Below are 22,839 nucleotides of genomic sequence, written 5' to 3' on the forward strand. Positions count from 1 at the left end.
CCACTCGGAGTTAGGATAAAAAACATAGTTCTCAATCGATCCAATTTGGCCATCTCTAATATTCTCATTCTCAAGAACGGGTCGAAACCATTGCTGCTCCTCTCGGGGCAAATCCTTCATTTGCTCGGTCGAAAGGATAAAAGCTTCCCTCGGCGCAGGCAGGGCGCCTTGCTTGACATCAAAAGTATCCCCGACCCTAGACCGTACGCTCTTGGTCACCTTTTCGAGCAAATCAACGGCTCGCCCGGGCCAAGGCTGCCAATCCATTTGCCGCGCAAGTGTTGTTTGCGCGATTGTGCGAATCGACCAACGTCCGTAGTCGTCGTCGGCGCGACCTGCGTCACCGAACTTCCTGAGGGCGCGAAGCCCACTCGACGACGCGCCTTGCGTCTCGCCGCACCACAACAAGCGAGTCAACCGACTTGAATCTAGCTGCTGCTCACCTCTTCGAAGAACAACAAATGCAGTATCAACAGTTGCATCTCTGAACAGCGTGAACTCGCCAAGAGAGGCAAGGCTTCGAACGGCAAGGCGTTCGGAGATGCTTCGGCGCCAAGGATCTGCCGATTTGAGGCGCAAAACAGAAGAAGGAAGCAATGATCCTACTGTACCGTTCGCCCTTATGGATTGCGTCGCGCGCTCGACAAAGGCCATCGATAGATCAGGCCGACCTACTGCAAACTTCCCGAGCCAACTAGCAGCAGACTTGCGCATTGAGTCGTCAAGCTCAACCAAGGGGATGAAGGGAGGGTTCATTACGATAAGGTCGGCAGGTTCCCAAGTTGCTTCGCTCAGTGCATCACGGCGCGTGATGGACACTTCAACCTTGTTAGAGCCGAGTGGCCATTCTTGAGCTACAACACTAAGTGCGAAGCGCGCCAACAACACCGCGCTCTCTGAGATGTCGTAGCCAACTATGCGTAGACGACCGCTGTACCCAGCATCCGAGAATTTGCGCATTACCTCGATGAGGAAGGCGCCAGAACCACATGCAGGGTCGAGTACGGTAATCGATGTCGGCCACTGCGTATGAATATCGATGTCTTCAATGGCCTGCTCAACGACACTCCGCGCGATTCCTGGTGGTGTGAAATGAACGCCAGTTCCGCGGCGCTCGCCGAGGCTTGCTGGTTTCGCTCCGAACAAGTCGACCTCGCCGCGGGCCTCCATCTCCATGTGGACCTGCTGAAAAACAATGGGAGTTGCGTGCCTCAGTACTAGGCTTGGCCATGTCTTGAGGTCTATCGAAGAGCCGAAACGTGGTCGATCGACAACGTTTCGGAAATGGTTCTCGAAGGTATTTGCAAGCCTTTGAACAGATCGATCTCGCAACGCCTCGATTTGGTACAACCGATCAAACGCGGGAAAGGACGAGGATTCGCTTGTGCTGCGAACGCGCCAGTTTGCAAGAAGGTAGAGCAGTGCAGCGAGCGCGCGATCGGTCTCGCCTGTTTCCTCGGCACTTCGAATCCGACGAAGCGTGTCGCCAATGAGCCGAGCAACGCTTACGAGATATTTTGGCTCTCGTTCAATTACTCGCTCGTAGAAGGCTTCGAGCTGATCCGATACTCGATTCAGTGAGTACTGTGTTGGACGAACCTCGTCCCAGCGCGAAACCACCACATGCGCCTGATAGATGTGGACATGACATGCGACATCGGCCGACCACGCCCAGCTCGCCGCCTCATCGAAGCGCAACTCGTCGTCGGGTATCGACATGCCAAAGCTGCCGCGCGCACCATTAAGCATGAGCGCGTGTTCGCCTGAAGGATGATCTTCGCCAGCGAAGATTCGCGTGCGAACCATCCCAAGTTGCGCGGCCCAGCGATCAATCTTGCCGTCAGCAGCCACTACCCACCTCGGTTCGACATCCCAAGAGTCGCCTTCTGAGAACAAATATAGAACACATGGGGTGAATCGTAACAGACTCCTATATCTAGTGCGAGAACCTTCAGATTTTGCGAAGCCCTTGTGTCGAACCGGCCAAGCACGCGCTTCAAGCTTGTTGCTGGCTCTAAGCAACCATTCCGATCCTCAATTGTCGATGCCCTCTTGGCAGGCACAAAGCCTTCTCGACCATCGCCAGCGGCGGGCCGGCAGAGCCGCATATGCTATCCCAACAGGGAGGTCGGGCATGAAACTCGGACATCGTTGGCAGTTCGAGCTCTCCAGCACTGCGCTGGGTGGAGTCGCGGCGAGACCGCGTGTTAGCCGTTGAACGCGTACACGGCTAGGCGATGGCGAGGAATCTGCTCCGTAGTCGTGTGGTCGTTTTCACCGCATACCTTACGACAGGTGCTGACCTGAGCCCGAACGGCGCCGGAGCCAGAACAGGAAACAGACGTGATCAACCAACTCCGCTTCTCCGTCCTCGTGCTGCCCAACGTGCCGTGGCCCGAGTTCCTGCGCCGCTGTCGCGAAGTCGAGGCGCTCGGGTTCGACTCTATCGGCCTCGCCGACCACCTCGTCGACTGGGCCGGCAACAAAGGCCCTTGGTTCGAGCTGTGGACGCAGGTCGCGGCCGTCGCCCAGGCGACCACCCGTATTCGCCTGACGACTTTGGTCGCGCAGAATCCCGCTGCGCAACCCGGTCCACTTCGCGCTGCAGGCGCTGACCGCCGATCACATTTCCGGTGGCCGGCTCGACGTTGGCCTCGGAACCGGCCTGACGATCGACCCGTCGTACCGGATGATGGGCATCGAGAACTGGAGCGCGAAGGAACGCGTCGCGCGCTTCGGCGAATATGTCGAGATCGTCGACCGGGTGCTGTCGCAGGAGGAGACGCATTTCAAGGGGCGCTACTACCAGGTCGATGGCGCGGCGCTCGGTCCGCGTCCCGTCCAGTCACCGCGCCCACCCATCATGATCGCCGCGATGGGGCCGCTCATGCTGGGGCATACCGCGCGGCATGCCGACATCTGGAACAGCATCAGCTTCGCCAGAACCTTCGAGGCCCAGCTCGAGGAGACACGCGGCCGCGTCGCCGCGCTCGACGCAAGGTGCGCCGCGATCGGCCGCGAACCGGCGACGCTGCGGCGCTCCTATCTCATGTTCGACGCGATGGCGCGGCAGAGCGGCGGCAGGGTCAACTACTACGACTCGGAAGAGGCCTTCACGCGGACGGTCGGGCAGGTGATCGCGCTTGGCATCACGGAGATCGCGCTCTACTACCCGATCGCCGACGAGCAGACGCATCGCGCGCAACGTCCTGCCGGCGATGAAGGCGGCGCACACGTAACGGCCCTTCAGGGCCCCGCGAAGGCGGGGAGAAGGTGCCGAGCGCCAGCGAGGCGGATCAAGGGTTCGTGCGCTGACCGCGGCTGGGCTCAACGATCGGGAGCCCCTCACCAACCCTCTCCCCGCAGGCGGAGGAAGGGTGTGATCGCCATCAAGCGTGCTACTTTTCCACCGAGGGAAGGTGCCCGAAGGGCGGAAGGGGGATGTTGAAGACGAACGCGGGAGTCCGTCTTCGACATCCCCCATCCGGCGCTGCGCGCCACCTTCCTCCTCCGGGGGAAGATCAAGAGTAGGGGAGACGCTCATGCCCGATCGCGACGACCTTGGTGCGGCCTGGAAGGTGACGCCGAGCGCCTATCTCGCCGGGCGGCCGGCCGAGCACGCGGTGCCGCGGCCGTTCTCGCTCTACGTCGCCATGGCCGACGGCTGCCGCATCGCGCTCGACGTGCATCTGCCCGGCGGCGATGCGGGCAGGCGCTGGCCCACGGTGCTGATCCTCACGCCCTATGTGCGGCGCTTCGCGCTGGCCGAGGGCGCCAACGATGTCGAGGCCTCGCCCAACACCTACCGCTACCGCGACATGTTCTGCGCGCGCGGATATGCGGTGGTCGTGGTCGACGCGCGCGGCACCGGCGCCAGCTTCGGGACGCGCGATTCCTTCCGCTCGCCGCGCGAGCGCGAGGATTACCGTGCCATCGCCGACTGGATCGTGGCGCAGCCGTGGAGCGACGGCGCGATCGGCGCCACCGGCATCTCCTATCTCGGCGCGGCGTGCGATTTCCTCGCCAGCACCGGGCACAAGGCGGTCAAGGCGATCGCGCCGCTTTTTGCCGTCTGGGATACCTGGAGCGACAACTACTATCCCGGCGGCCTGCTGATCAAGCGGCTGGCGCTGGTCTATGACGAGCTGATGCTGGCGCTCGATCACGACCGGCGCGACCTGCGCGGCCAGTTCTCCTACTTCAGCAATCCGGCGCTGCAGGGCCCGCAGCCGGTCGACGACGATCGCGACGGCGCGCTGGCGCGCGCGGCGGTGCGCGAGCATCTGGCGAATTTCCGCATGCCCGACTTCATGACGGAGTTCAAGTTCCGCGACGATTCGCTGCCCTACGATGCCTCGTTCACGCCTGCCTCGTTCAGCCCGTGCAATTATCTCGACCAGATTCCGAAGGACGTCGCGGTCTACGCCATCTCCGGCTGGATGGATGGCGCCGGCTACGCCAACGGCACGCTGGCGCGCTACCTCACCCTGCCCAACGCCGAGCGCCGCGTCATGCTGGGGCCGTGGGATCACGGCGCGCGGGTGAACGCCTCGCCGTGGCGCGCGCGGGTCGAGCCCGAGCTGCCGGTGCTCGGCGAGGTGCTGCGCTTCTTCGACCAGCATCTCGCCGGCCGCGACGCCGGGCTGAAGGACGAGGCGCCGATCCATTACTTCACCGTGCACGCCGAGGAGTGGCGCGCCGCCGCCGAATGGCCGCCGGTGAAGGGCAAGGCCGAGCTCTACACCGCGCCCGACGGCCGGCTCGCGACGGCGCAGCCCAATGCACCCAGCACGGTGACCTATCAGGCCAGCTTCGCGGCGGGCACCGGCTTCCAGACGCGCTACGAGCGCATCGCCGGCGTCGAGGCCGTCAACTACTATGCCGACTGGTCGCAGCGGCAGGACCAGCTGCTGAGCTTCACCGGCGCGGCGCTGGAGCGCGACCTGGAGATCGCCGGCCATCCCGTGGCGTCGCTGTGGCTGGCCTCGAGCGAGCCCGACGCGGCGGTCTTCGTCTATCTCAGCGAGATCGAGGCCGACGGCACCGCGCGCTACGTCACCGAGGGATTGCTGCGCGCCATCCATCGCGCCGAGGCGGCCGCACCGCGCAACTACCGCGCCGCCTGGCCGTGGCGCAGCTTCAGCCGTGCGGCGGCGAAGCCGATGCCGGCGGGCGAGCCGCAGCTGCTGCGCTTCGCGCTGCTGCCGGTGGCGTGGCGCTTCGCCCAGGGCAGCCGCATCCGCGTCTCGATCGCCGGCGGCGATGCCGATCATTTCGTGCAGACGCCGCACGGCCGCCCGCCGCTGCTCACCGTGCTGAGCGGCGGCGAGAAGGCGAGTATGATCGAGCTGCCGGTGGCGTAGAGTCATTTCCTTCCCCCGGAGGGGGAAGGTGCCCGAAGGGCGGAAGGGGGATGTCGAAGCCGGACACCGGTTTCGTTGAGGCATCCCCCATCCGGCGCTGCGCGCCACCTTCCCCCTCCGGGGGAAGGGGAAGAAGAAGGGAGATCATCATGCGCAGCCCGTTGTGGTTCGTGCTCGCGGCCATCATCGGCGTCGGCGGCTTCGTCGCCGGCGGCTTCCATCTGTTCTCCGGCATCGGCGGGATGGAGGACCGGCTGATGCAGGTCGTGGTGCCCGGCAGCGCCACGCTGAACCTCAGCCAGCCCGGCACCTACACGATCTATCACGAAAGCCAGAGCGTGGTGGACGGGCGGGTCTATGCCGGCACCAACGTCGGTGGGCTCAGGGTCGCGATGCGCGGGCCGGATGGCAGCGAGGTGAAGCTGGTGCCCAACAGCGGCGGCATGACCTACAAGTTCGGCAGCCGCAAGGGCCACTCGATCTTCACTTTCGCCGTGAGCGCGCCGGGCGAGTACCGCATCACCGGCACGCTGCCCGACGGCCGCAGCGAGCCCAAGGTGGTGCTGGCGATCGAGAGCGGGCTGATGGGCGGCATGGCGCGCATGATCGGCGGCGCGATCGGCCTGGTCTTCGGCGGCCTGGCGATCGCCGGCATCATCGTCGTGCTGACGCTGTGGCAGCGGCAGAAGGCGAGGCGCGCGTAATGCCACTGTCATCCCGAGCGCAGCGAGGGATCCATGGAAGCCGCCTGGATCCCTCGCTGCGCTCGGGATGACAGCGAGGCGCTCAGGTCGCGGCGCCACCGTTGATCTGCAGCATCTGGCCGTTGATGAACGCGCCGTCGTCGCCGACCAGCAGGCGCAGCGCGCCGGCGATCTCGCCCGCCGTGCCCATACGGCCCAGCGGCACGTTGCGCACGCTGTCCTGGCGATGCGTCACCGAGGCCGGGTCGTCATTGTCGCGATCGCCGGCGATCGGGCCGGGTGAGATGGCGTTCACCGTGACGCCCCTGGCGCCGAACTCGCGCGCCAGCGCCTTGGTCAGGCCCCAGATGCCGTGCTTGGCCACGGTAACGGAGGGCCGGCCGCCGGTGCCCTGCATGGCGTTCATGCCGGTGAAGTTGACGATGCGGCCCCAGCCGCGCTCGATCATCTTCGGCAGGCAGGCGCGCGACAGCCACACCGCGGCGTCGAGATCGACCGCCATCACGCGGCGCCATTCCTCGTCGCTGGTCTCGAGGAACGGCTTGCCGGGCCGGATCGCGGCGTTGTTGACCAGCACGTCGATCGCGCCAAAGCGGGCGATACCTTCGAAGGCGATGCGCGCGGCGTCGCGGGGCTCGCCGACATCGCCCATCGCCACCAGCGCCTCGACGCCGTGCGCGGTGCATTCCTGCGCCACCTTCTCGCAGGCCGCGCGGTCGGACGAGCCGTTGACGACGACGTTGTAGCCGTCCTGCGCGAGGTACAGCGCGCAGGCGCGGCCGATGTTGCGGCCGGCGCCGGTGATCAGCGCGGTGCGGCGTGGGGGCATCGCAATCTCCTCTTACCTTCCCCCGGAGGGGGAAGGTGCCCGAAGGGCGGATGGGGGATGTCGAAGACGAACGCAGGAGTTCGTCTTCGACATCCCCCATCCGTCAGCGCTACGCGCTGCCACCTTCCCCCTCCGGGGGAAGGTAAGAAGCACGCTACACCACACCCCCGGCGCGCAGCCTGTCGATCGCGGCGCCGTCGTAGCCGAGGCCGGCCAGCACCTCCTCGGTGTCCTGGCCGAGCTCGGGCGTCGGCTTCAGCTCCTTGGGCTGCGGCGCGGCGCTCATGTTGATCGGCTGGCCGACGACCTTGATGTCGCCGAGCCTGGGATGCTTCACCGGCCGCGCGATGCCGAGATGCTGCACCTGCGGCTCGGCGAAGGTCCGGTCGATGGTGTTGATCGGCCCGCAGGGCACGCCGGCCTTGTTCAGCGCCTCGATCCAGTGCGCGCTGGTGTTGGTCTTCGTCACCTCGCCGATGCGCTGGTTCAGCGCCTTGCGGTTCTGCGAGCGCAGGGCCGGCGTGGCGTGCTCGGGATGCTCGATCAGCTGCGGCGCGCCCACCGCCAGCGCAAACCGCTTCCACATCTTGTCGCCCGAGGCGGCGATGTTGATGTAGCCGTCGCTGGTCGGGAACACGCCGGTGGGAATCGAGGTCGGATGGTCGTTGCCCGCCTGCTTTGCGACCTCGCCCTTCATCAGCCAGCGCGCGGCCTGGAAGTCGAGCATGAAGATCTGCGCCTCGATCAGCGAGGTGTGCACCCACTGGCCCTTGCCGGTGCGCTCGCGGTCGTACAGCGCGAGGATGATCGCCTGCGCCAGCAACAGGCCCGACGTCAGGTCGGCGATCGGGATGCCGACGCGCATCGGCCCGTTGCCGGGCTCGCCGGTGATCGACATCAGCCCGCCCATGCCCTGGGCGATCTGGTCGACGCCGGGCCGTGCGGCGTCGGGGCCGCTCTGGCCGAAGCCGGCGATCGAACCGTAGACGATGCGCGGGTTGACCTTCGAGACCGCGTCGTAGTCGATGTTCAGGCGATGCTTCACGTCGGAGCGGTAGTTCTCGACGATGACGTCGGCCTTTTCCGCCAGCTTCATGAAGATGGCGTGGCCTTCGGGGCTCTTGAGGTTGAGCGTCATCGCCTTCTTGTTGCGATGCAGGTTCTGGAAGTCGAAGCCGTGCCGCGCGCCGCCCATCGAGTCCATCTTGCCGTCGCTGGGCTGCTCGATCTTGATCACCGTCGCGCCCCAGTCGGCGAGCTGGCGCACCGCCGTGGGGCCGGCGCGATGCGCCGTCAGGTCGAGCACGAAGAGATGCGAAAGCGGCAGACCGGTCATGACACTCACCTCCCCTTGAAGACAGGCTTGCGCTTCTCCATGAAGGCGCGGCGGCCTTCCTGGTAGTCCTCGCTGTCGAAGCATTCCACCGCCATGCGCTCGAGCCTGGCGTGATCCTGCTTCGACTCGGGCTTGGCGATCTCGCGCGCGGATGCTTTCGCGAGCGCGATGGTCAGCGGCGCGTTCTCGCCGATCGCCTGGGTGATCCTGCCGACCATGGCGTCGAGCTCGGCGTCGGTCGCGGCGACGCCGTGCACCAGGCCCATCTCGGCGGCTTCCCTGCTGGAGTACTGCTTGGCGGTGAACAGGAACTCCATCGCCCGCGGCAGGCCGACGATGCGCGACAGCCGTTCGATGCGCAGGAAGCCGTAGCCCAGCCCGAGCTTCGCCGCCGGCACGCCGAAGCGCGCCGCCTCGTTGCAGTAGCGCAGGTCGCAGCAGGCGGCGAGGTTCATGCCGCCGCCGATGCAGTAGCCGTTGATCTTGGCGATGGTCGGCTTGGGGAAGTTGTAGAGCGCCTCGTAGCCGTCCTTGGAGATCGCGTCGTAGCGCACCTGCGCCTCGGCGTTGGCGCGCTCGCTCTCGAACTTCGAGATGTCGGCGCCCGACACGAAGGCCTTGCCGCCGGTGCCGCTGACCACGACGCAGCGGATCTCGGGATCCTGCGCGAAGTCGCCCAGCACGCCGACCATGCGCTCCCACATGTCGAGCGACACGGCGTTGAGCTTGGCCGGGTTGTTGAAGACCACGTGGCCGACATGGCCGTCGCGGTGTCCGAAAAGCTTCTGGTCCTGCATGCCGATTTCCTCCATCGGCGGCGGTTATAGCGCAGCCGGCGTGCTTTGGGCCGCCCAATCCTGATATGACAGGCTCAACGAGAGCGTGGGGAGGCGACGTGGCATCCGTCGAGCTCAGGAACTTGACCCGGCGGTTCGGCGCCACGGCGGCGGTCGACGACGTCTCGCTGCGCATCGAGCACGGCCAGCTGGTCTGCCTGCTGGGCCCCTCGGGCTGCGGCAAGACCACCACCCTGCGCCTGATCGCCGGCTTCATCGAGCCGTCGGCCGGCGAGATCGTGGTGGGCGAGAAGGTGGTCTCCTCGGCGGCGCGCACCGTGCCGCCCGAGGGCCGCAACATGTCGATGATCTTCCAGAGCTACGCGCTGTGGCCGCACATGACGGTGGCGCAGAACGTCGCCTATGGCCTGAAGCTGCGCAAGTTCGATGCGGCCACCATCGCCGGCAAGCTCGACGCGATCCTGAGCACGACCCGGCTCAAGCCGCTGGCCGAGCGCTATCCCGCCGAGCTCTCCGGCGGCCAGCAGCAGCGCGTCTCGCTGGCGCGCGCCCTGGTGGTCGAACCCGAGACCCTGCTGCTCGACGAGCCGCTCAGCAACCTCGACGCCAACCTGCGCGAGGAGATGCGTTTCGAGATCCGCCGCCTGCACGACCAGTACCGCTACACCACGGTCTACGTCACCCACGACCAGGCCGAGGCGATGACCACCGCCGACCTGATCGCCGTGATGAATCAGGGCACGGTCGAGCAGCTGGGCTCGCCCGAGGAGGTCTATTACCGGCCGTCATCGGAGTTCGTCGCGCGGTTCATCGGCGGCAGCAACATCCTGCGCGGCCTTGCCGCCGACCAGGCGCGGGTGATGATCGCCGGGGTGGCGCTGCTCACCTCCGGCCTGGCGCTCGAGCCCGGCCGGGAGGTGCCGGTGTCGATCCGCCAGCACGCCATCCGTCTGCTGGGCGCGGCGCCCGACGCCAGCCTCGGCAATGTCCTGCCGGCCACCGTGACGCGGCAGATCTTCCTCGGCGCGACGCGTGACTTCTTCCTGACATTGCAGGACGGCACCGAGCTGCGGGTGACGGCGCCGCCCGAGCCGGCCATTGCGCCGGGCACGGCGGTCTGGCTCCATCTGCCGGCGGAGCATTGCCGGGCGCTGGCAAGGTGACGCGGGAGGATCAGGCCATGACGAAGAAGACGTTGTCGCGGCGCAGCCTGCTGCAGGGCTCGGCGCTGCTTGCCGCTGGCGCGATCGCCACACCGGTACGCGGCGCGCCGCCCGAGGCGCAGAAGATCACGCCCGCCCTGATCGAGGCGGCGAAGAAGGAGGGCAAGCTCTCCTGGTACACCTCGGTCGACCTGCCGGTGGCGGAGCGGATCGGCAAGGCCTTCGAGGCGCGCTATCCCGGCATTGCCGTGCGCGTGCAGCGCTCCGGCGCCGAGCGCATCTACCAGCGCATCGGCCAGGAGTACGCGGCGAAGATCTACAACGTCGACGTGGTCAACAGCTCCGACGCCGCGCACCTGATCGTGTGGAAGCGCGACGAGCTGCTGGCGCCCTATTTGCCCGAGGACGTGGCGCAGCATTACCCGGCGGCCCATCGCGACGCCGACGGCATGTACGCGACCTGGCGCATCACGCTTTCGCCGATCGCCTACAACACCCGCCTGGTGAAGGCGGAGGACGCGCCCAAGGGTTTTAGCGACCTGCTCGACGCGAAGTGGACGGGCAAGATCGTCAAGGCGCATCCCGGCTACAGCGGCACGATCATGACCGCCACCCAGCAGCTTTCGCGCGACCTCGGCTGGGAGTTCTTCGAGCGCCTGGCCAAGCAGCGCATCATGCAGGTGCAGTCCGCCGCCGATCCGCCGAAGAAAGTTGTGCTGGGCGAGCGCGCGGTGATGGCCGACGGCACGGAATACGTCTGCTCGCTGATGAAGGCCAAGGGCGAGCCGATCGAGATCGTCTATGCCAGCGAGGGCACACCGCTGATCACCGGCCCGTCGGCGATCTTCAGGCGCGCACCCAATCCCAACGCGGCGCGGCTGTTCCATTCCTGGTCGATGTCGGCCGAGGCGCAGCAGCTCAACGTCGAGATCGGCGCGCTGCGCACGGTGCATCCGCAGGTCAAGGCCTTCCCCGGCCGGCCGGCGCTCAAGGACGTCAAGCTGCTGCGCGAGGACGCCGCGGCGGTGGCCAAGGATGCCGAGCGCATCAAGGAACGCTACGTCCAGCTGTTCAAGGTGTGAGCATGGCCGCGCCACGCCAGCGCCGCTTCAGGGCATGAGGGCTGACGCTCTTGCCTTCCCCCGGAGGGGGAAGGTGCCCGAAGGGCGGAAGGGGGATGCTGAAGACGAACGCGAGAGTCCGTCTTCGACATCCCCCTTCCGTCGCGCGGCGCGCGCCACCTTCCCCCTCCGGGGGAAGCTATGGGTCGTTCGATGACCCGCACGCTCGACTTCTCGCGCCCCGTGCTGATCGCGTTCATCGCGATCCTCTGCGTGCTGATCGTGCTGCCGCTGGCGTGGCTGGTGATCTTCAGCCTCGGCGACCGCCAGGGCGGCATGACGATCGACAATTTCGTCACGCTGTTCGGCGATCCCAGCTTCGCCGGGCCGCTGATGACCACCCTGATCATCGCCACCTCGGTCGGCGCGATATGCTGCCTGGTCGCGGCACCGCTGGGCTGGCTGGTGGCGCGCACCGACATGCCGCTGCGGCGCACGGTGCGCGTGCTGGTCATGGCCTCGCTGGTGACGCCGCCCTTCGTCGGCGCCATCGCCTGGGAGATGCTGGCGGCGCCCAACAGCGGCCTGCTCAACCAGCTCTACCGCATCCTCACCGGCGCGCCGCCCGACCAGGCGCTGCTCGACATCTACTCGCTCAGCGGCCTGATCTTCGTCATCGCCTGCTACACCTTCCCCTACGTCTTCATCCTCGTGTCCAACGCGCTCGACCGCATGCCCGGCGAGCTCGAGGACGCATCCTCGATGCTGGGCGGCGGGCGCTGGCAGACCGCCCGGCGCATCACCGTGCCACTGGCGCTGCCGACCCTCGTCGCCGGCGCGCTGGTCGCCTTCCTACAGGCGCTGAACCTCTTCGGCTCGCCGGCGATCCTCGCCCTGCCGGCCGGCTTCCACACGCTCACCACCAAGATCTGGAGCCTGTTCCAGTTCCCGCCCAAGCCCGAGCTGGCCGCCGCCGCGGCCCTGCCGCTGCTCGTGCTGACCATCGTGCTCCTGCGCACGCAATCCTGGATCCTCGGGCGGCGCGGCTACAGCGTCGTCGGCGGCAAGTACGGCGCGCCGCGCGTCGTGCGGCTGGGCGCGCTCAAATGGCCGGCGCTGGCCTTCGGCCTGACCGTGCTGATGATGCCTGTCGTGCTGCCCTACCTGGCATTGCTCAACACCGCATTCTCGCGCATCGCCTCGCGGCTGATCTCGTTCGACACCGTCACCCTGCACAACGTCCACTTCACCTTCTTCGAGCTCAGCTCGACCATGCCGGCGCTGAAGAACACCTTCCTGCTGGCGGTGCTGTCGGCGACGCTCTGCGCGCTGCTCGCGCTGGTGATTGCCTATGTCGTGGCGCGGCAGGCGGCGCGCGGCCATCGCGCGCTGGGCTTCCTCGCCACCGCGCCGCTGGCGATCCCCGGCATCGTGCTGGGCGTCGGCCTGTTCCTGAGCTACACGCGCCCGCCGCTGCAGCTCTACGGCACGCTGTGGATCCTGCTGCTGGCCTATATCACCATCGAGCTGCCGGCGGCCTATCAGCAGCTGCGCTCGGCCTTCCATGCCGTGCATCCCGAGCTCGAGGAGGCCAGCCGCATCCTCGGCGCCACGCGGCTGGGCGCGCTGCGCGACGTCACCGCGCCATTGCTGCGCTCCGGCGTGATCGCCACCTGGTGCATCATCTTCGTCGCCGTGATACGCGAGCTGTCGGCGGCGGTGATCCTCTTCACGTCGGAGACCAAGGTGGTGTCGGTGCTGATCTTCGACCTCAAGGAAAGCGGCGACATCGGCGCCATCGCGGTGCTGAGCCTGGCCATGATCCTGACCACCACGGGCGTCATCGTCGTCGCCAACCGGGCGGGCGGCAGCTGGCGGGAGGCCGCGAGGGCATGAGCGAGACATGAGCGAGATCTGGGACGTCGTCGTGATCGGTGCCGGCCCGGCGGGCCTGCGGGCCGCCGCCGTCGCGGCCAGGGCCGGGGCGCGGGTGATGTGCATCGACAAGCTCGGGCCGGGCGGCCTGATGATGAATCTCGGCGAGATCCACGATGCGCCGGCGGAGGCCGCGGACATGACCGGGCCGGACTTCATCGCCGCGCTGCTCGACCAGGCCACCGAGGCCGGCGTCGAGATGGGCTTCGGCGAGGTCACGGCATTGAACCCCGGTGCGACCTGGTCGGTGATCGCCGACGAGACGCATGCCGCGCGCGCGGTGATCGTCGCCTCGGGTCTCAGCCATGGCACGCTCGGTCTGGCCGAGGAGGAACGCTACCTCGGGCAGGGCATCTCGCACTGCGCCGCCTGCGACGGGCCGCTCTACGCCGGCCAGCCGGTGGTCGTGGTCGGCGGAGAGGGCTGGGCGGTGCAGGAAGCGCGCGAGCTCGCCGGCATGGTCGGCTCCGTCACGGTCATTGCCGAGGCGGCGCCGTCGCTGCCCAACGTCACCGCCATGCCCGGCCGCATCATCGCGCTCGATGGCGACGACGGCCTGCGGGGGCTGGTGATCGAGCGCGGCGGGCAGACCATGCGGCTGGAGACGCGCGCGCTCTTTCCCTATGTCGGCCGCAAGCCGGCCTGCGGCTTCGTCGCCGCCGAGCGCGATGCCGCGGGCGCGCTGGTCGTCGGCGCCGATGGCGCGACCTCGGCGCCGGGCCTGTTCGCGGCCGGCGACGTGCGCTCGGGCGCGCCCGAAACCATCGCGCAGGCGCTGGCCGATGCGGAGAAGGCCGGCGCTGCCGCTGCCGCCTGGGCCGCTTCTCATCGCTGACAATCTTACCTTCCCCCGGAGGGGGAAGGTGCCCAAAGGGCGGAAGGGGGATGTCGAAGACGAACGTAGGAGTCCATCTTCGACATCCCCCTTCCGTCGCGCTGCGCGCGCCACCTTCCCCCTTCGGGGGAAGGGAAGACCTTGCGGGGCAGGGCTTCGCCGGGCGCACTTGTCAGGGCGCGCCGCAGGGTCGAAAGTCCCGGCACCACGAACCATCCGGGAGGAAGGTCGGCATGAAGATCGTCAACCCCAGCTTCGGCCTGTCGGCCACCGGCGGCGAGAAGATGGCCACCGCGGCGGTCGACTGGCTGCGCGATCCGATCGCGCTGGTCACCAACGCCAAGCCCAACGCGCGCGAGCTGCTCGACGGCATCCGCACCAAGCTCGGCGCGATCCGGCCGATCGACAATATCGACTTCCTCGGCAAGGACAGCGCCAGCCAGCCGGCGCCCTCCGCGCTGTATGACGAGGTCGCCAGGAACTACAAGGCGGCGCTCCTCGCCATAGCCGATTGAGGCTCCTGTTCATCGTGGAGTTTCCACGACAGCGTCGAACTGGAGAAGAAGGGCGTCACGGCCTACGTGATCGCCACCGAGACGTTCAAGTCGCTGGTTCTTGCGCAGGCCAAGGCGCGCAAGATCACCCCGCGGCTGATCGTCGTGAAGCATCCCATCGGCGGCCTCAATGCCCAGGAGCTCGCCGAGCGCATCGAGACCGCCACCGCCGGCCTGACCAAGGTCATGAGCGGCGGCTGACTTGAAGTGAGTGACGGAACGCCATGACCGATACGTCCCAGGCCGATCCCGCCGACGCCGAACTCATCGACGTCGGCGACGTCGACGTCGCGGCGTTCAACGACTATGCGGTGCAGCAGGGCTGGAGCGACGGCATGCCGCTCTATATCCCCACCGAGGCGGCGGTCGAGAAGTTCGTCGCGGTCTGTCGCGGCGACAACCGGCCGTTCCTGCCGGTCTCGCCGCGCTCGGTGGTGCCGACCCTGCAGAGCCTCGCCGCCAACGCGGTGATGGCCGGCTGCAAGCCGGAATATTTCCCGGTGGTCACCGCGGCGCTGCACGCCGTGCTGAACCCGGACTACAACCTGCACGGCACGCTGGCGACGACGCATCCCTGCGCGCCGATGCTGCTGGTCAGCGGGCCGATGCGGCACACGCTGAAGATCAATTGCGGCAGCAACTGCTTCGGCCAGGGCTGGCAGGCCAACGCCACCATCGGCCGCGCGCTGGGCCTGATCCTGCTCAACGTCGGCGGCGCCAAGCCGGGCGAGATGGATCGCTCGACCCAGGGTTCGCCGGCGAAGTTCACCTTCTGCTTCGGCGAGAACGAGGAAGAGAGCCCGTGGGAGCCCTACCACGTGCGCCGCGGCTTCAACGCGAAAGACAGCGTGGTGACGGCGATGGCCGGCGAGGCGCCGCACAACATCAACGACCACGGCAGCACCTCGGGCGACGGCATCATCACGACCATGGCCGGCACGATCGGGCAGGTCGGCGCCAACACGATCTACGGCAAGGGTCCGTACTTCGTGGTGGTCGGACCGGAGCATGCCGCGACCCTGGCGCGCGACGGCTACACCATCGAGAGCATGCAGGCCGCGATCCACGAGCGGTCCAAGGTGCACGTCGACCGCGTCTCGAAGGAAAACCAGCGGGAGTACGCGGGGTCGAACCGCCCGCGGCAGGGCGACTACTACTACATCGCGCCCACCCCGCAGGACATCCACATCCTGGTGGCCGGCGGGCCGGGCAAGCACTCCGCCTTCATCCCGTCCTTCGGTGGCACCACCGTCAGCTCGGTGCGCGTCGCGCCGCCGACCTGAACGATGGCCACTTCCTGATGGAATGGGGCAACCTGCCGGTCTTCGACGACGGCACCGTCTTCGAGGACGTGCAGGCCGCGCTGGCCGAGGCCGAGCAGGCCGACGGCCTGCCCATGGTGCCGCCCACCCGCCGTCGTCTCGAGGCGATGATCGAGGGCGTCGGCGCGCCCGAGAGTTCCTACGGTCCGATGCCGCCTTTGTTCGGCGAGGTCACGCCGGCCGCTGTGGCCTATCAATGCGTGCTGGCGGGTTGCCGGCCGGCGGAGTTGCCGCTGGTGGTGACGGCGGCGGCCTCGTGCCTGATGCCGGATTTCAACCTGCTGGGCATCTCGACCACGACAGGCACGGCCTGCGTCGTCACCATCGTGCATGGGCCTGTGGCGCAGAGACTCGAGATGAACGCCGGCACCAACATGCTGGGCCCGGGCAACCGCGCCAATGCCTGCATCGGTCGCGCCGTGGCGCTGGTGTTGCGCAACATCGGCGGCGCGCGGCCGCTGATCGGCGACATGGCGACCATGGGCCAGCCCGGCAAGTACACCTTCTGCTTCGCCGAGGCCGATGCCGAGGACCCGGCGGCCGAGGCGGCATTCCCATCCTTCGCCACGCGCCACGGCGTTCCCGGCGGCGCAGACGCCGTCACGGTCCTCGGTGTATCCGGCACCATGGAGGTGCTGATCACGCCGCCCGGCGACACGCCTGAATCATCGCTCGCCGCCGTGCCGCATATCATGTGCGCCGGCGCGCTTGCCGGCGGCGCGTCGCGCAAGCCGGAGCGCGGCGAGCAAGCGTTGCTGCTGCCGCCCGAGCTGGCGCGGCTGCTGGGCAAGCGCGACTGGGATCTGGCGCGCACGCAGCGATGGCTGTTCCAGCGCTGCAGCGAGCTGGGCACCGAGGTCGCGCGCCAGCCCGAGGACATCCACATCATCGTCGCCGGCGGCGCCGGCGCGAAAATGACCTACATGCCGCTATGGGGCGGCAGCACGGTGCCGGTCACCAGCCGGGTGGTGGAGCTGTAGGGCGCGCCGCCGCCATTCGGTTTGCGGCCAAGGCGAGATCTTCATAGTCTGCCTTCGAGGCACAACGTCGGAGCGCTCGGCCATTGGGCAGCATCTCGATTCCGGCACGGCCATTCCCTTACCCCTATGACGGCAGGTTGATTGCTGCGGCAACGGCTCTGCTCGTCATCGACCTGCAGCGCGACTTCCTCTCGCCGGACGGCTACTTCGCCCGCAAGGGCTACGATCCGGCTCCGCTGCGCGCCATCCTGCCGGCGGTCAATCGGCTGATCGAGGCCGCGCGGGCGGCCGGCCTCCTCATCGTTCACACGCGTCAGGGTTACCGGGCCGATCTCGCCGACATGACGCCCTACGAGCGCTGGCGGCGTCGGCGCGCCGGTCTTGAAGGCACCGACATCCTGCTGCGCTCGTCTCCAGGCTACGAGATTGTGCCCGAGCTCAGCCGCGCCGACACCGACGTCGTCATCGACAAGACGGCGAACGGAGCCTTCACGCACACCGACCTTGAGCACGTTCTGCGGGCCAAAGGCGTAACGCATCTCTTTTTCACCGGATGCACCACGGATGTCTGCGTGCACACGACGCTCCGCGAAGCGCATGACCGCAATTTCCAGTGTTGTCTTGTCGAGGACGCCTGCGCCAGCGGCGACGCCTACGCCCACGAGGCCGCCATTCACATGGTGACGGTCGAGGACGGCATCTTCGGCACCGTCGCCAGGACGGACGATGTCGTCGCCGCCCTCCGGCTGCTGGCTTCGAGCGAGCCTTCTTGAATCGCAAGGCGGCCCTCGATGCGAGATCGAGAGCCTCGTCGTACGCGGGATGACAGGTTGGACCCGGGTTACGCTACCGTCGCCGTCCTGAACGCCGCGACGAAGCGGTCGACGTCCTCCTCGTCGTTGTAGACATGCGGGCTGATGCGCAGGCGGCCCAGGCGCGGCGCGGCGTAGACCTTCTGCGCCGCCAGCTTCTTCGGCAGGTCCGCCGGCATGCCCTGCGGGAAGCCGAGGCAGAGCACGTGCGGCGCGCGCAATTTCTCGTCCAGCACGGTGGCGCCGGCGTTGGTGCGATCGCCGGCGAGGCCGGCGGCCAGTCGCCTGGTCAGCATCGACAGGCGCTCGACGATCGGCTCGTTGCCCCAGGCGGCCATCATCTCCATGCCGATCGCCGCCATCTCCATCGAGATGAAGTGATCGCGCTCGCCCATGTCGAAGCGCTTGGCGCTGTCGACGTAGGAGGGATCGGTGAAATACACCGGATCCTCGGCCACCACGCGCTTGCGGCCGAAGGCGGTCTGCTCGACCGGGATGCCGCCCTGGTGGCGCTTCGCCACATAGGCGAAGGCGCGGCCGTACGGCCCGAGCACCCATTTGTAGGTCGGGAAGATCAGGATGTCGGGATCGAGCGTCTTGACGTCGATGCGGCGCACGCCGGCGTCATGCGTGGCGTCGACCAGCAGCATCGCGCCCGCCTTGCGCAGCGCGGCGGCGATGCGCGGCATGTCGAGCGCGCCGCCGTCGGACCAGTGCACCGAGGAGATCGAGGCCAGCGCCACCGGCTCGGCGCCCGACCGCTCGATCGCCGCCAGCACCGCCGAGGTCCAGTCGCCGTCGCCGCCATGCGCCACCGGCTCGACGCGGAAACCGCCGGCCTCGGCGCGGCTCATCCACTCCAGCACCGGCGAGGTGTGGTCATCCTTCAAGGTCAGCACGCGCGATCCGCGCGCGATGCTCAGCACCTTGCCGGCGATCGCCACGCCGTAGCCGACCGACGAGACCAGCGCGATGTCGGCGGCATCGGCGCCGATCAGCGCCGCCGCCGCCTTGCGCGCGCGCTCGTGCATGGCGTTGGCGAAGGCCGGATCGAGCTCCCACGGCCGGCCCTTGCGGCCGACGCCGACGCGGCCGGCCTCCTGCGAGGCCAGCGGCAGCGGGCTCCAGGCGGCAGCGTTGAGGTAGCAGACGTCGCGCGGCAGATCGAACAGCGCGCGTTGCGAGGGCAGCATGGGCGGGCTCCGACGAATGAGGCCCGCAGCCTAGGCCATCGCGCGCCGCAGTTCAGCCCCGCTCTTGTCGGCAGACAATGTCGTCAGTCCGGCGGCTTGCAGGGCTGGTCGAAGGCGAAGATCCGGACGTCCGCGTCATAGGTGCCGAGTCGATCATCAGCTACCACAGGCGCTCGATGGCGTACTGTTCGAACGCGCGATCGTTCGACACCAGTACAAGGTTCTCGAGCAGCGCCTGGGCGGCCAGCATCCGGTCGAACGGATCCTGGTGCTTGCCGCCCATGCTGCCGGCGCGCTGAGCGTGCGCCACCGAGAGGGCCAGCTCGGTGAATCCTTCGCCGGCAATAGCTCCGACGATGTCGTTCGCGACCACGGACGCCTCCGGCAGCTTGCCGATGCGATACCTGGTGGCGATCTCCCAGGCCGTCACGGCGCTGATGATCGCCTCGTTCTGCTCATCGAGGATCGCCTCGCGCGCGCGCCGCGACAGCTTGCTGTCGGCGAAGACCCACCACAGGAAGGTGTGCGTATCGAGGAGCAGCCGCACGCTCACTCCCAGAGCTTCAGCTCTTCCTCGGGCAACGGCTCGAAGAACTCCGGCCCGACGCGGCCCTTGCCCTTGAGACGCCCGAACACGCGCTTTGGCTTGGGCGGCAGCGGCACGATCTTCGCCACCGGCTCCTTGCCGCGCGCCAGCACGATCTCCTCGCCGGCCTCGGCGCGGGCGACGAGCTTCGAGAGGTTGGTCTTGGCGGCGTGGATCGTGTAGGTGGGCATGCTGAGATGTTAGCTAATCTGCTTAGCTAAACCAAGATTGCCGCTTCACCACATCGTCTTCGCCGCGCGACCGGGCCATTCCCTGTCATAAACTTCTCCGCCTACCCGGCCCTTGCTGAGCGAGGCGAGGATGTCGCCGGCGCTGGGCAACTCGCGGGCCGAGCGGTGGCGCGCGGGGTTCCACAGCTCGGAGCGCACCAGGGCGCGGGCGCACTGGAAGTAGATCGCGTCGACCGTCAGCACCGTCACCGAGCGCGGCGGCTTGCCCTCGACGGCGAAGGACTCGAGCAGCGCCGGCGCGATGCTGAGCCGCGCGCGACCGTTGACGCGCAGGGTGTTGCCGATGCCGGGGATCAGGAACAGCAGCGCGACGCGCGGGTCGCGCACGATGTTGCGCAGGGAGTCGACGCGGTTGTTGCCCCTGCGGTCGGGCAGCATCAGGGTGCGCTCGTCGTGGATGCGCACGAAGCCGGCGAGGTCGCCGCGCGGCGAGCAGTCCAGGCCTTCCGGGCCCGCGGTCGCCAGCGCCAGGAACGGCGAGGCTTCGATATAGGCGCGGTACTGCGGCGTGATCCGGTCGACCTCCTTCACCGTGGAGGTCTCGCCGGGCAGGCCGTAGAGGGCTTCGAGCTGTTCGATGCTGGATATGATGGACACGGCAACCTCTTCGGCGTGCTGGCAGCGCTTCATACAGGCATTGACCCGGCCGCGTCATGCGGCGCGGCGTATCGCGCAGGTGCGCAGGCTGTCGGGGACAATGGCGACATCGAAGGCCCATGTCGCGGGCCCGTGTCTTGCAAGGCCGGGGGAGAGCGGCGTAGCGTCCGCCCAGTTGCCTTTCCCGGGAGACCCAGAATGTCCAACCTGATGCGAAGCGCCCGTCTGGCGCTCGGCGCGGCCGTGCTGTCGACGGCGGCGGCGCTGCCCGCCTTCTCGCCGGCCTCGGCGCAGGTCACCCTGCGCGCGGCGATGCATTCGGACCTTAAGATCATCGATCCGGTCTGGACGACGGCGCTGATCTCGACCCATCACGGCTACATGATCTACGACACGCTGTTCGCGCTCGACGGCGCCCTCACCGTCAAGCCGCAGATGGTCGACAAGTACACGCTGAGCGACGATCGCGTGACGTGGACCTTCACCCTGCGCGATGGCCTCGCCTTCCACGACGGCGCGCCGGTGACGTCCGACGACGTCATCGCCTCGCTCAAGCGCTGGGGCGCGCGCGACTCGGTGGGCCAGAAGCTGCTGTCCTTCGTGGCCGCGATGGAGGCGGTCGATCCCAAGACCTTCCGCCTGAAGATGAAGGAGCCCTACGGCCTGGTGCTGCAGAGCCTCGCCAAGTCGGGCTCCAACGCGCCCTTCATCATGCCCAAGCGCGTCGCCGACACCGATCCGCAGCAGCAGATCACCGACACCACCGGCTCCGGCCCCTTCATCTTCGTCAAGGACCAGTGGAAGGCGGGCGAGAAGGCGGTCTACGTCAAGAATCCCAAATACGTGCCGCGCGCCGAGCCCGCCTCGGGCCTGGCCGGCGGCAAGGTCGCCAAGGTCGATCGTGTCGAGTGGCTGGCGATCCCCGACCTGCAGACCCAGGTCAACGCCCTGCTGAACGGCGAGATCGACCTGATCGAGATCGTTCCGGCCGACCTGCTGCCGCTGCTGGCCAAGGACAGCAACATCGAGCTGACGGTGACCAACACGGCGGGCCGCCAGTACGCGATGCGCTTCAACACGCTGCACAAGCCGTTCGACAATCCCAAGATCCGCGCCGCCGCGATGGTGGCGCTGAGCCAGCGCGAGTTCCTCGAGGCCAATGTCGGTGATCCCAAGTGGTTCAAGGAGTGCAAGTCCCTGTTCCCCTGCGGCACGCCGCTGGAATCGATCAAGGGCTGGGACGGCGTGATCAACGGCGACATCGCCAAGGCCAAGGCGATGCTGGCCGAGGCCAAGTATGACGGCACGCCGATCGTCTTCCTGCACCAGACCGACACCGCGGGACACAACAACCTCGCCACCGTCGGCAAGGCGCAGCTCGAGCGCGCCGGCTTCAAGATCGACCTGCAGCCGATGGACTGGCAGACCCTGGTGTCGCGGCGCGCCAAGAAGGACGCGCCGGACAAGGGCGGCTGGGGCGCCTTCTTCACGTCGTGGGGCTCGGTCGACGTGATCAACCCGGTGAGCGCGGCGTTTCTCAACGCCGGCTGCGAGAAGGCGACCTTCGGCTGGCCGTGCGACCCCGAGCTGGAGAAGCTGCGCGACGCCTATTCCAAGGAGACCGACGCGGCCAAGCAGAAGGCGATCGCCGAGCAGGTGCAGCTGCGCGTGCTGGAGTATCCGACGCACGTGCCGCTGGGCCAGTTCACCACGCCGACGGCGATCCGCAAGAGCCTCTCCGGCCTGGTGAAGGCGCCGTCCTTCGCCTTCTGGAACCTGGAGAAGAAGTGACCGATCTCGCCGATCGCGTGGCGCTCGTCACGGGCGCCTCGCGCGGCATCGGCCGGGCGATCGCGCTGGCGCTGGGCGATGCGGGCGCGGCGGTCGCGGTGAATTATGTCGAGCGGGCGGCCGACGCGGAGACCGTCGTCGGCGCCATCCGCCAGGCCGGCCACGCCGCGCTGGCGGTGAAGGCCGATGTCTCGGACTCGCGCTCCGTGACCAGGATGGTGCGCGAGGTCGAGGCCGCGCTCGGCCCGATCGACGTGCTGGTGAACAACGCCGGCATCGGCATCATGCGCGGCCTCGACGATCTCACCGAGGCCGATTTCGACCGCACCATCGCGGTCAACCTGAAATCGGCGTTCCTCTGCACGCAGGCGGTCCTGCCGGGCATGCGTGCGCGGCGCTGGGGTCGCATCGTCAACATCAGCTCGGGCGCGGCGCGTGGCGCCGGCATGGTCGGCGCGCACTACAACGCCTCGAAGGCCGGCATGGAAGGCCTGACGCGGGGCTACGCCGCGCGGCTGGCGAAGGAGGGCATCACCGTCAACAACGTGGCGCCCTCGCTGATCGACACCGACATGATCGGCGCGCGCCGCGCCGACGCCATGGCGCGCATTCCCGTGGGCCGTCTGGGCACGTCGGAGGAAGTGGCGCAGGCCGCGCTCATGGTGATCGGCAACGCCTACATGACCGGCCAGACCGTACAGACCAACGGCGGCCTGCACTTCAACTGAGC

At 67.7% G+C, this 22,839-nt stretch carries 22 protein-coding genes; 14 read left to right on the forward strand and 8 right to left on the reverse strand.

Translation table 11 applies throughout. The annotated features are described in order from the left end of the window. A partial coding sequence (locus tag KF889_22585) for an N-6 DNA methylase (protein ID MBX3502237.1) occupies positions 1-1,851 on the reverse strand: 1,851 nt, incomplete at its 3' end. Between the two features lie 492 nt (positions 1,852-2,343). Here KF889_22585 and KF889_22590 point away from each other — a divergent pair. From KF889_22590 to KF889_22600, 3 genes are all read left to right on the forward strand, one after another. Then, a complete protein-coding gene (locus tag KF889_22590) occupies positions 2,344-3,222 on the forward strand; it encodes an LLM class flavin-dependent oxidoreductase (GenBank protein ID MBX3502238.1) in 879 nt (292 codons plus the stop codon). A 320-nt stretch (positions 3,223-3,542) separates the two neighbouring features. Beyond that, positions 3,543-5,363 (forward strand): CocE/NonD family hydrolase, encoded by a 1,821-nt coding sequence (locus KF889_22595; protein ID MBX3502239.1) that lies wholly within the window; start codon positions 3,543-3,545, stop codon positions 5,361-5,363. Positions 5,364-5,512: 149 nt separating this feature from the next. Beyond that, complete coding sequence (locus KF889_22600; GenBank protein ID MBX3502240.1) at positions 5,513-6,067, forward strand: hypothetical protein; 555 nt, start codon at positions 5,513-5,515, stop codon at positions 6,065-6,067. 82 nt (positions 6,068-6,149) lie between these two features. On the opposite strand, the gene KF889_22605 is transcribed toward KF889_22600, so the two are convergent. From KF889_22605 to KF889_22615, 3 genes are all read right to left on the reverse strand, one after another. After that, positions 6,150-6,896, reverse strand: a complete 747-nt coding sequence (locus KF889_22605) for an SDR family oxidoreductase (protein ID MBX3502241.1) — start codon at positions 6,894-6,896, stop codon at positions 6,150-6,152. A 154-nt stretch (positions 6,897-7,050) separates the two neighbouring features. Further along, positions 7,051-8,232, reverse strand: a complete 1,182-nt coding sequence (locus tag KF889_22610) for a CoA transferase (GenBank protein ID MBX3502242.1) — start codon at positions 8,230-8,232, stop codon at positions 7,051-7,053. A 5-nt stretch (positions 8,233-8,237) separates the two neighbouring features. Further along, on the reverse strand, positions 8,238-9,029 hold the full coding sequence (locus KF889_22615; GenBank protein MBX3502243.1) for an enoyl-CoA hydratase/isomerase family protein: 792 nt from the start codon (positions 9,027-9,029) through the stop codon (positions 8,238-8,240). Positions 9,030-9,127: 98 nt separating this feature from the next. Between KF889_22615 and KF889_22620 the strand changes: the two genes are divergently transcribed. The 9 genes from KF889_22620 to KF889_22660 all read left to right on the forward strand — a co-directional run bounded on the left by KF889_22620 (position 9,128) and on the right by KF889_22660 (position 17,652). Then, complete coding sequence (locus tag KF889_22620) at positions 9,128-10,192, forward strand: ABC transporter ATP-binding protein (GenBank protein MBX3502244.1); 1,065 nt, start codon at positions 9,128-9,130, stop codon at positions 10,190-10,192. Between the two features lie 17 nt (positions 10,193-10,209). Continuing rightward, a complete protein-coding gene (locus KF889_22625; GenBank protein ID MBX3502245.1) occupies positions 10,210-11,274 on the forward strand; it encodes an extracellular solute-binding protein in 1,065 nt (354 codons plus the stop codon). A 180-nt stretch (positions 11,275-11,454) separates the two neighbouring features. Continuing rightward, complete coding sequence (locus KF889_22630; protein MBX3502246.1) at positions 11,455-13,149, forward strand: iron ABC transporter permease; 1,695 nt, start codon at positions 11,455-11,457, stop codon at positions 13,147-13,149. A gap of 7 nt (positions 13,150-13,156) precedes the next feature. Next, on the forward strand, positions 13,157-14,023 hold the full coding sequence (locus KF889_22635) for an FAD-dependent oxidoreductase (GenBank protein ID MBX3502247.1): 867 nt from the start codon (positions 13,157-13,159) through the stop codon (positions 14,021-14,023). A gap of 233 nt (positions 14,024-14,256) precedes the next feature. Beyond that, entirely contained in the window at positions 14,257-14,538 is a 282-nt protein-coding gene (locus KF889_22640; GenBank protein MBX3502248.1) for a hypothetical protein, read from the forward strand. A gap of 39 nt (positions 14,539-14,577) precedes the next feature. Next, positions 14,578-14,778 (forward strand): hypothetical protein, encoded by a 201-nt coding sequence (locus KF889_22645; protein ID MBX3502249.1) that lies wholly within the window; start codon positions 14,578-14,580, stop codon positions 14,776-14,778. A 23-nt stretch (positions 14,779-14,801) separates the two neighbouring features. Beyond that, positions 14,802-15,860 carry a hypothetical protein gene (locus KF889_22650; GenBank protein ID MBX3502250.1) on the forward strand — a complete coding sequence of 353 codons (1,059 nt, stop codon included), beginning with the start codon at positions 14,802-14,804 and terminating at the stop codon, positions 15,858-15,860. Positions 15,861-15,877: 17 nt separating this feature from the next. Next, entirely contained in the window at positions 15,878-16,879 is a 1,002-nt protein-coding gene (locus KF889_22655; protein ID MBX3502251.1) for a hypothetical protein, read from the forward strand. A gap of 98 nt (positions 16,880-16,977) precedes the next feature. Then, a complete protein-coding gene (locus KF889_22660; GenBank protein ID MBX3502252.1) occupies positions 16,978-17,652 on the forward strand; it encodes a cysteine hydrolase in 675 nt (224 codons plus the stop codon). A gap of 68 nt (positions 17,653-17,720) precedes the next feature. On the opposite strand, the gene KF889_22665 is transcribed toward KF889_22660, so the two are convergent. From KF889_22665 to KF889_22680, 4 genes are all read right to left on the reverse strand, one after another. Further along, positions 17,721-18,884 (reverse strand): aminotransferase class V-fold PLP-dependent enzyme, encoded by a 1,164-nt coding sequence (locus KF889_22665; protein MBX3502253.1) that lies wholly within the window; start codon positions 18,882-18,884, stop codon positions 17,721-17,723. Between the two features lie 160 nt (positions 18,885-19,044). Then, positions 19,045-19,431, reverse strand: a complete 387-nt coding sequence (locus tag KF889_22670) for a type II toxin-antitoxin system VapC family toxin (protein ID MBX3502254.1) — start codon at positions 19,429-19,431, stop codon at positions 19,045-19,047. 2 nt (positions 19,432-19,433) lie between these two features. Further along, positions 19,434-19,661: a type II toxin-antitoxin system prevent-host-death family antitoxin gene (locus KF889_22675; protein ID MBX3502255.1), complete on the reverse strand. Its 228-nt coding sequence runs from the start codon at positions 19,659-19,661 to the stop codon at positions 19,434-19,436. A 45-nt stretch (positions 19,662-19,706) separates the two neighbouring features. Next, a complete protein-coding gene (locus KF889_22680) occupies positions 19,707-20,318 on the reverse strand; it encodes a pyridoxamine 5'-phosphate oxidase family protein (GenBank protein ID MBX3502256.1) in 612 nt (203 codons plus the stop codon). Positions 20,319-20,528: 210 nt separating this feature from the next. Here KF889_22680 and KF889_22685 point away from each other — a divergent pair, with 210 nt between their 5' ends. Continuing rightward, positions 20,529-22,109 carry an ABC transporter substrate-binding protein gene (locus KF889_22685; GenBank protein MBX3502257.1) on the forward strand — a complete coding sequence of 527 codons (1,581 nt, stop codon included), beginning with the start codon at positions 20,529-20,531 and terminating at the stop codon, positions 22,107-22,109. Further along, entirely contained in the window at positions 22,106-22,837 is a 732-nt protein-coding gene (locus KF889_22690; protein ID MBX3502258.1) for an SDR family NAD(P)-dependent oxidoreductase, read from the forward strand. The genes KF889_22685 and KF889_22690 overlap by 4 nt, the downstream gene beginning before the upstream one ends. Positions 22,838-22,839 lie beyond the last annotated feature (2 nt).

The sequence above is a fragment of the Alphaproteobacteria bacterium genome, from assembly GCA_019635875.1.
Lineage (GTDB): Bacteria > Pseudomonadota > Alphaproteobacteria > Reyranellales > Reyranellaceae > JAFAZJ01.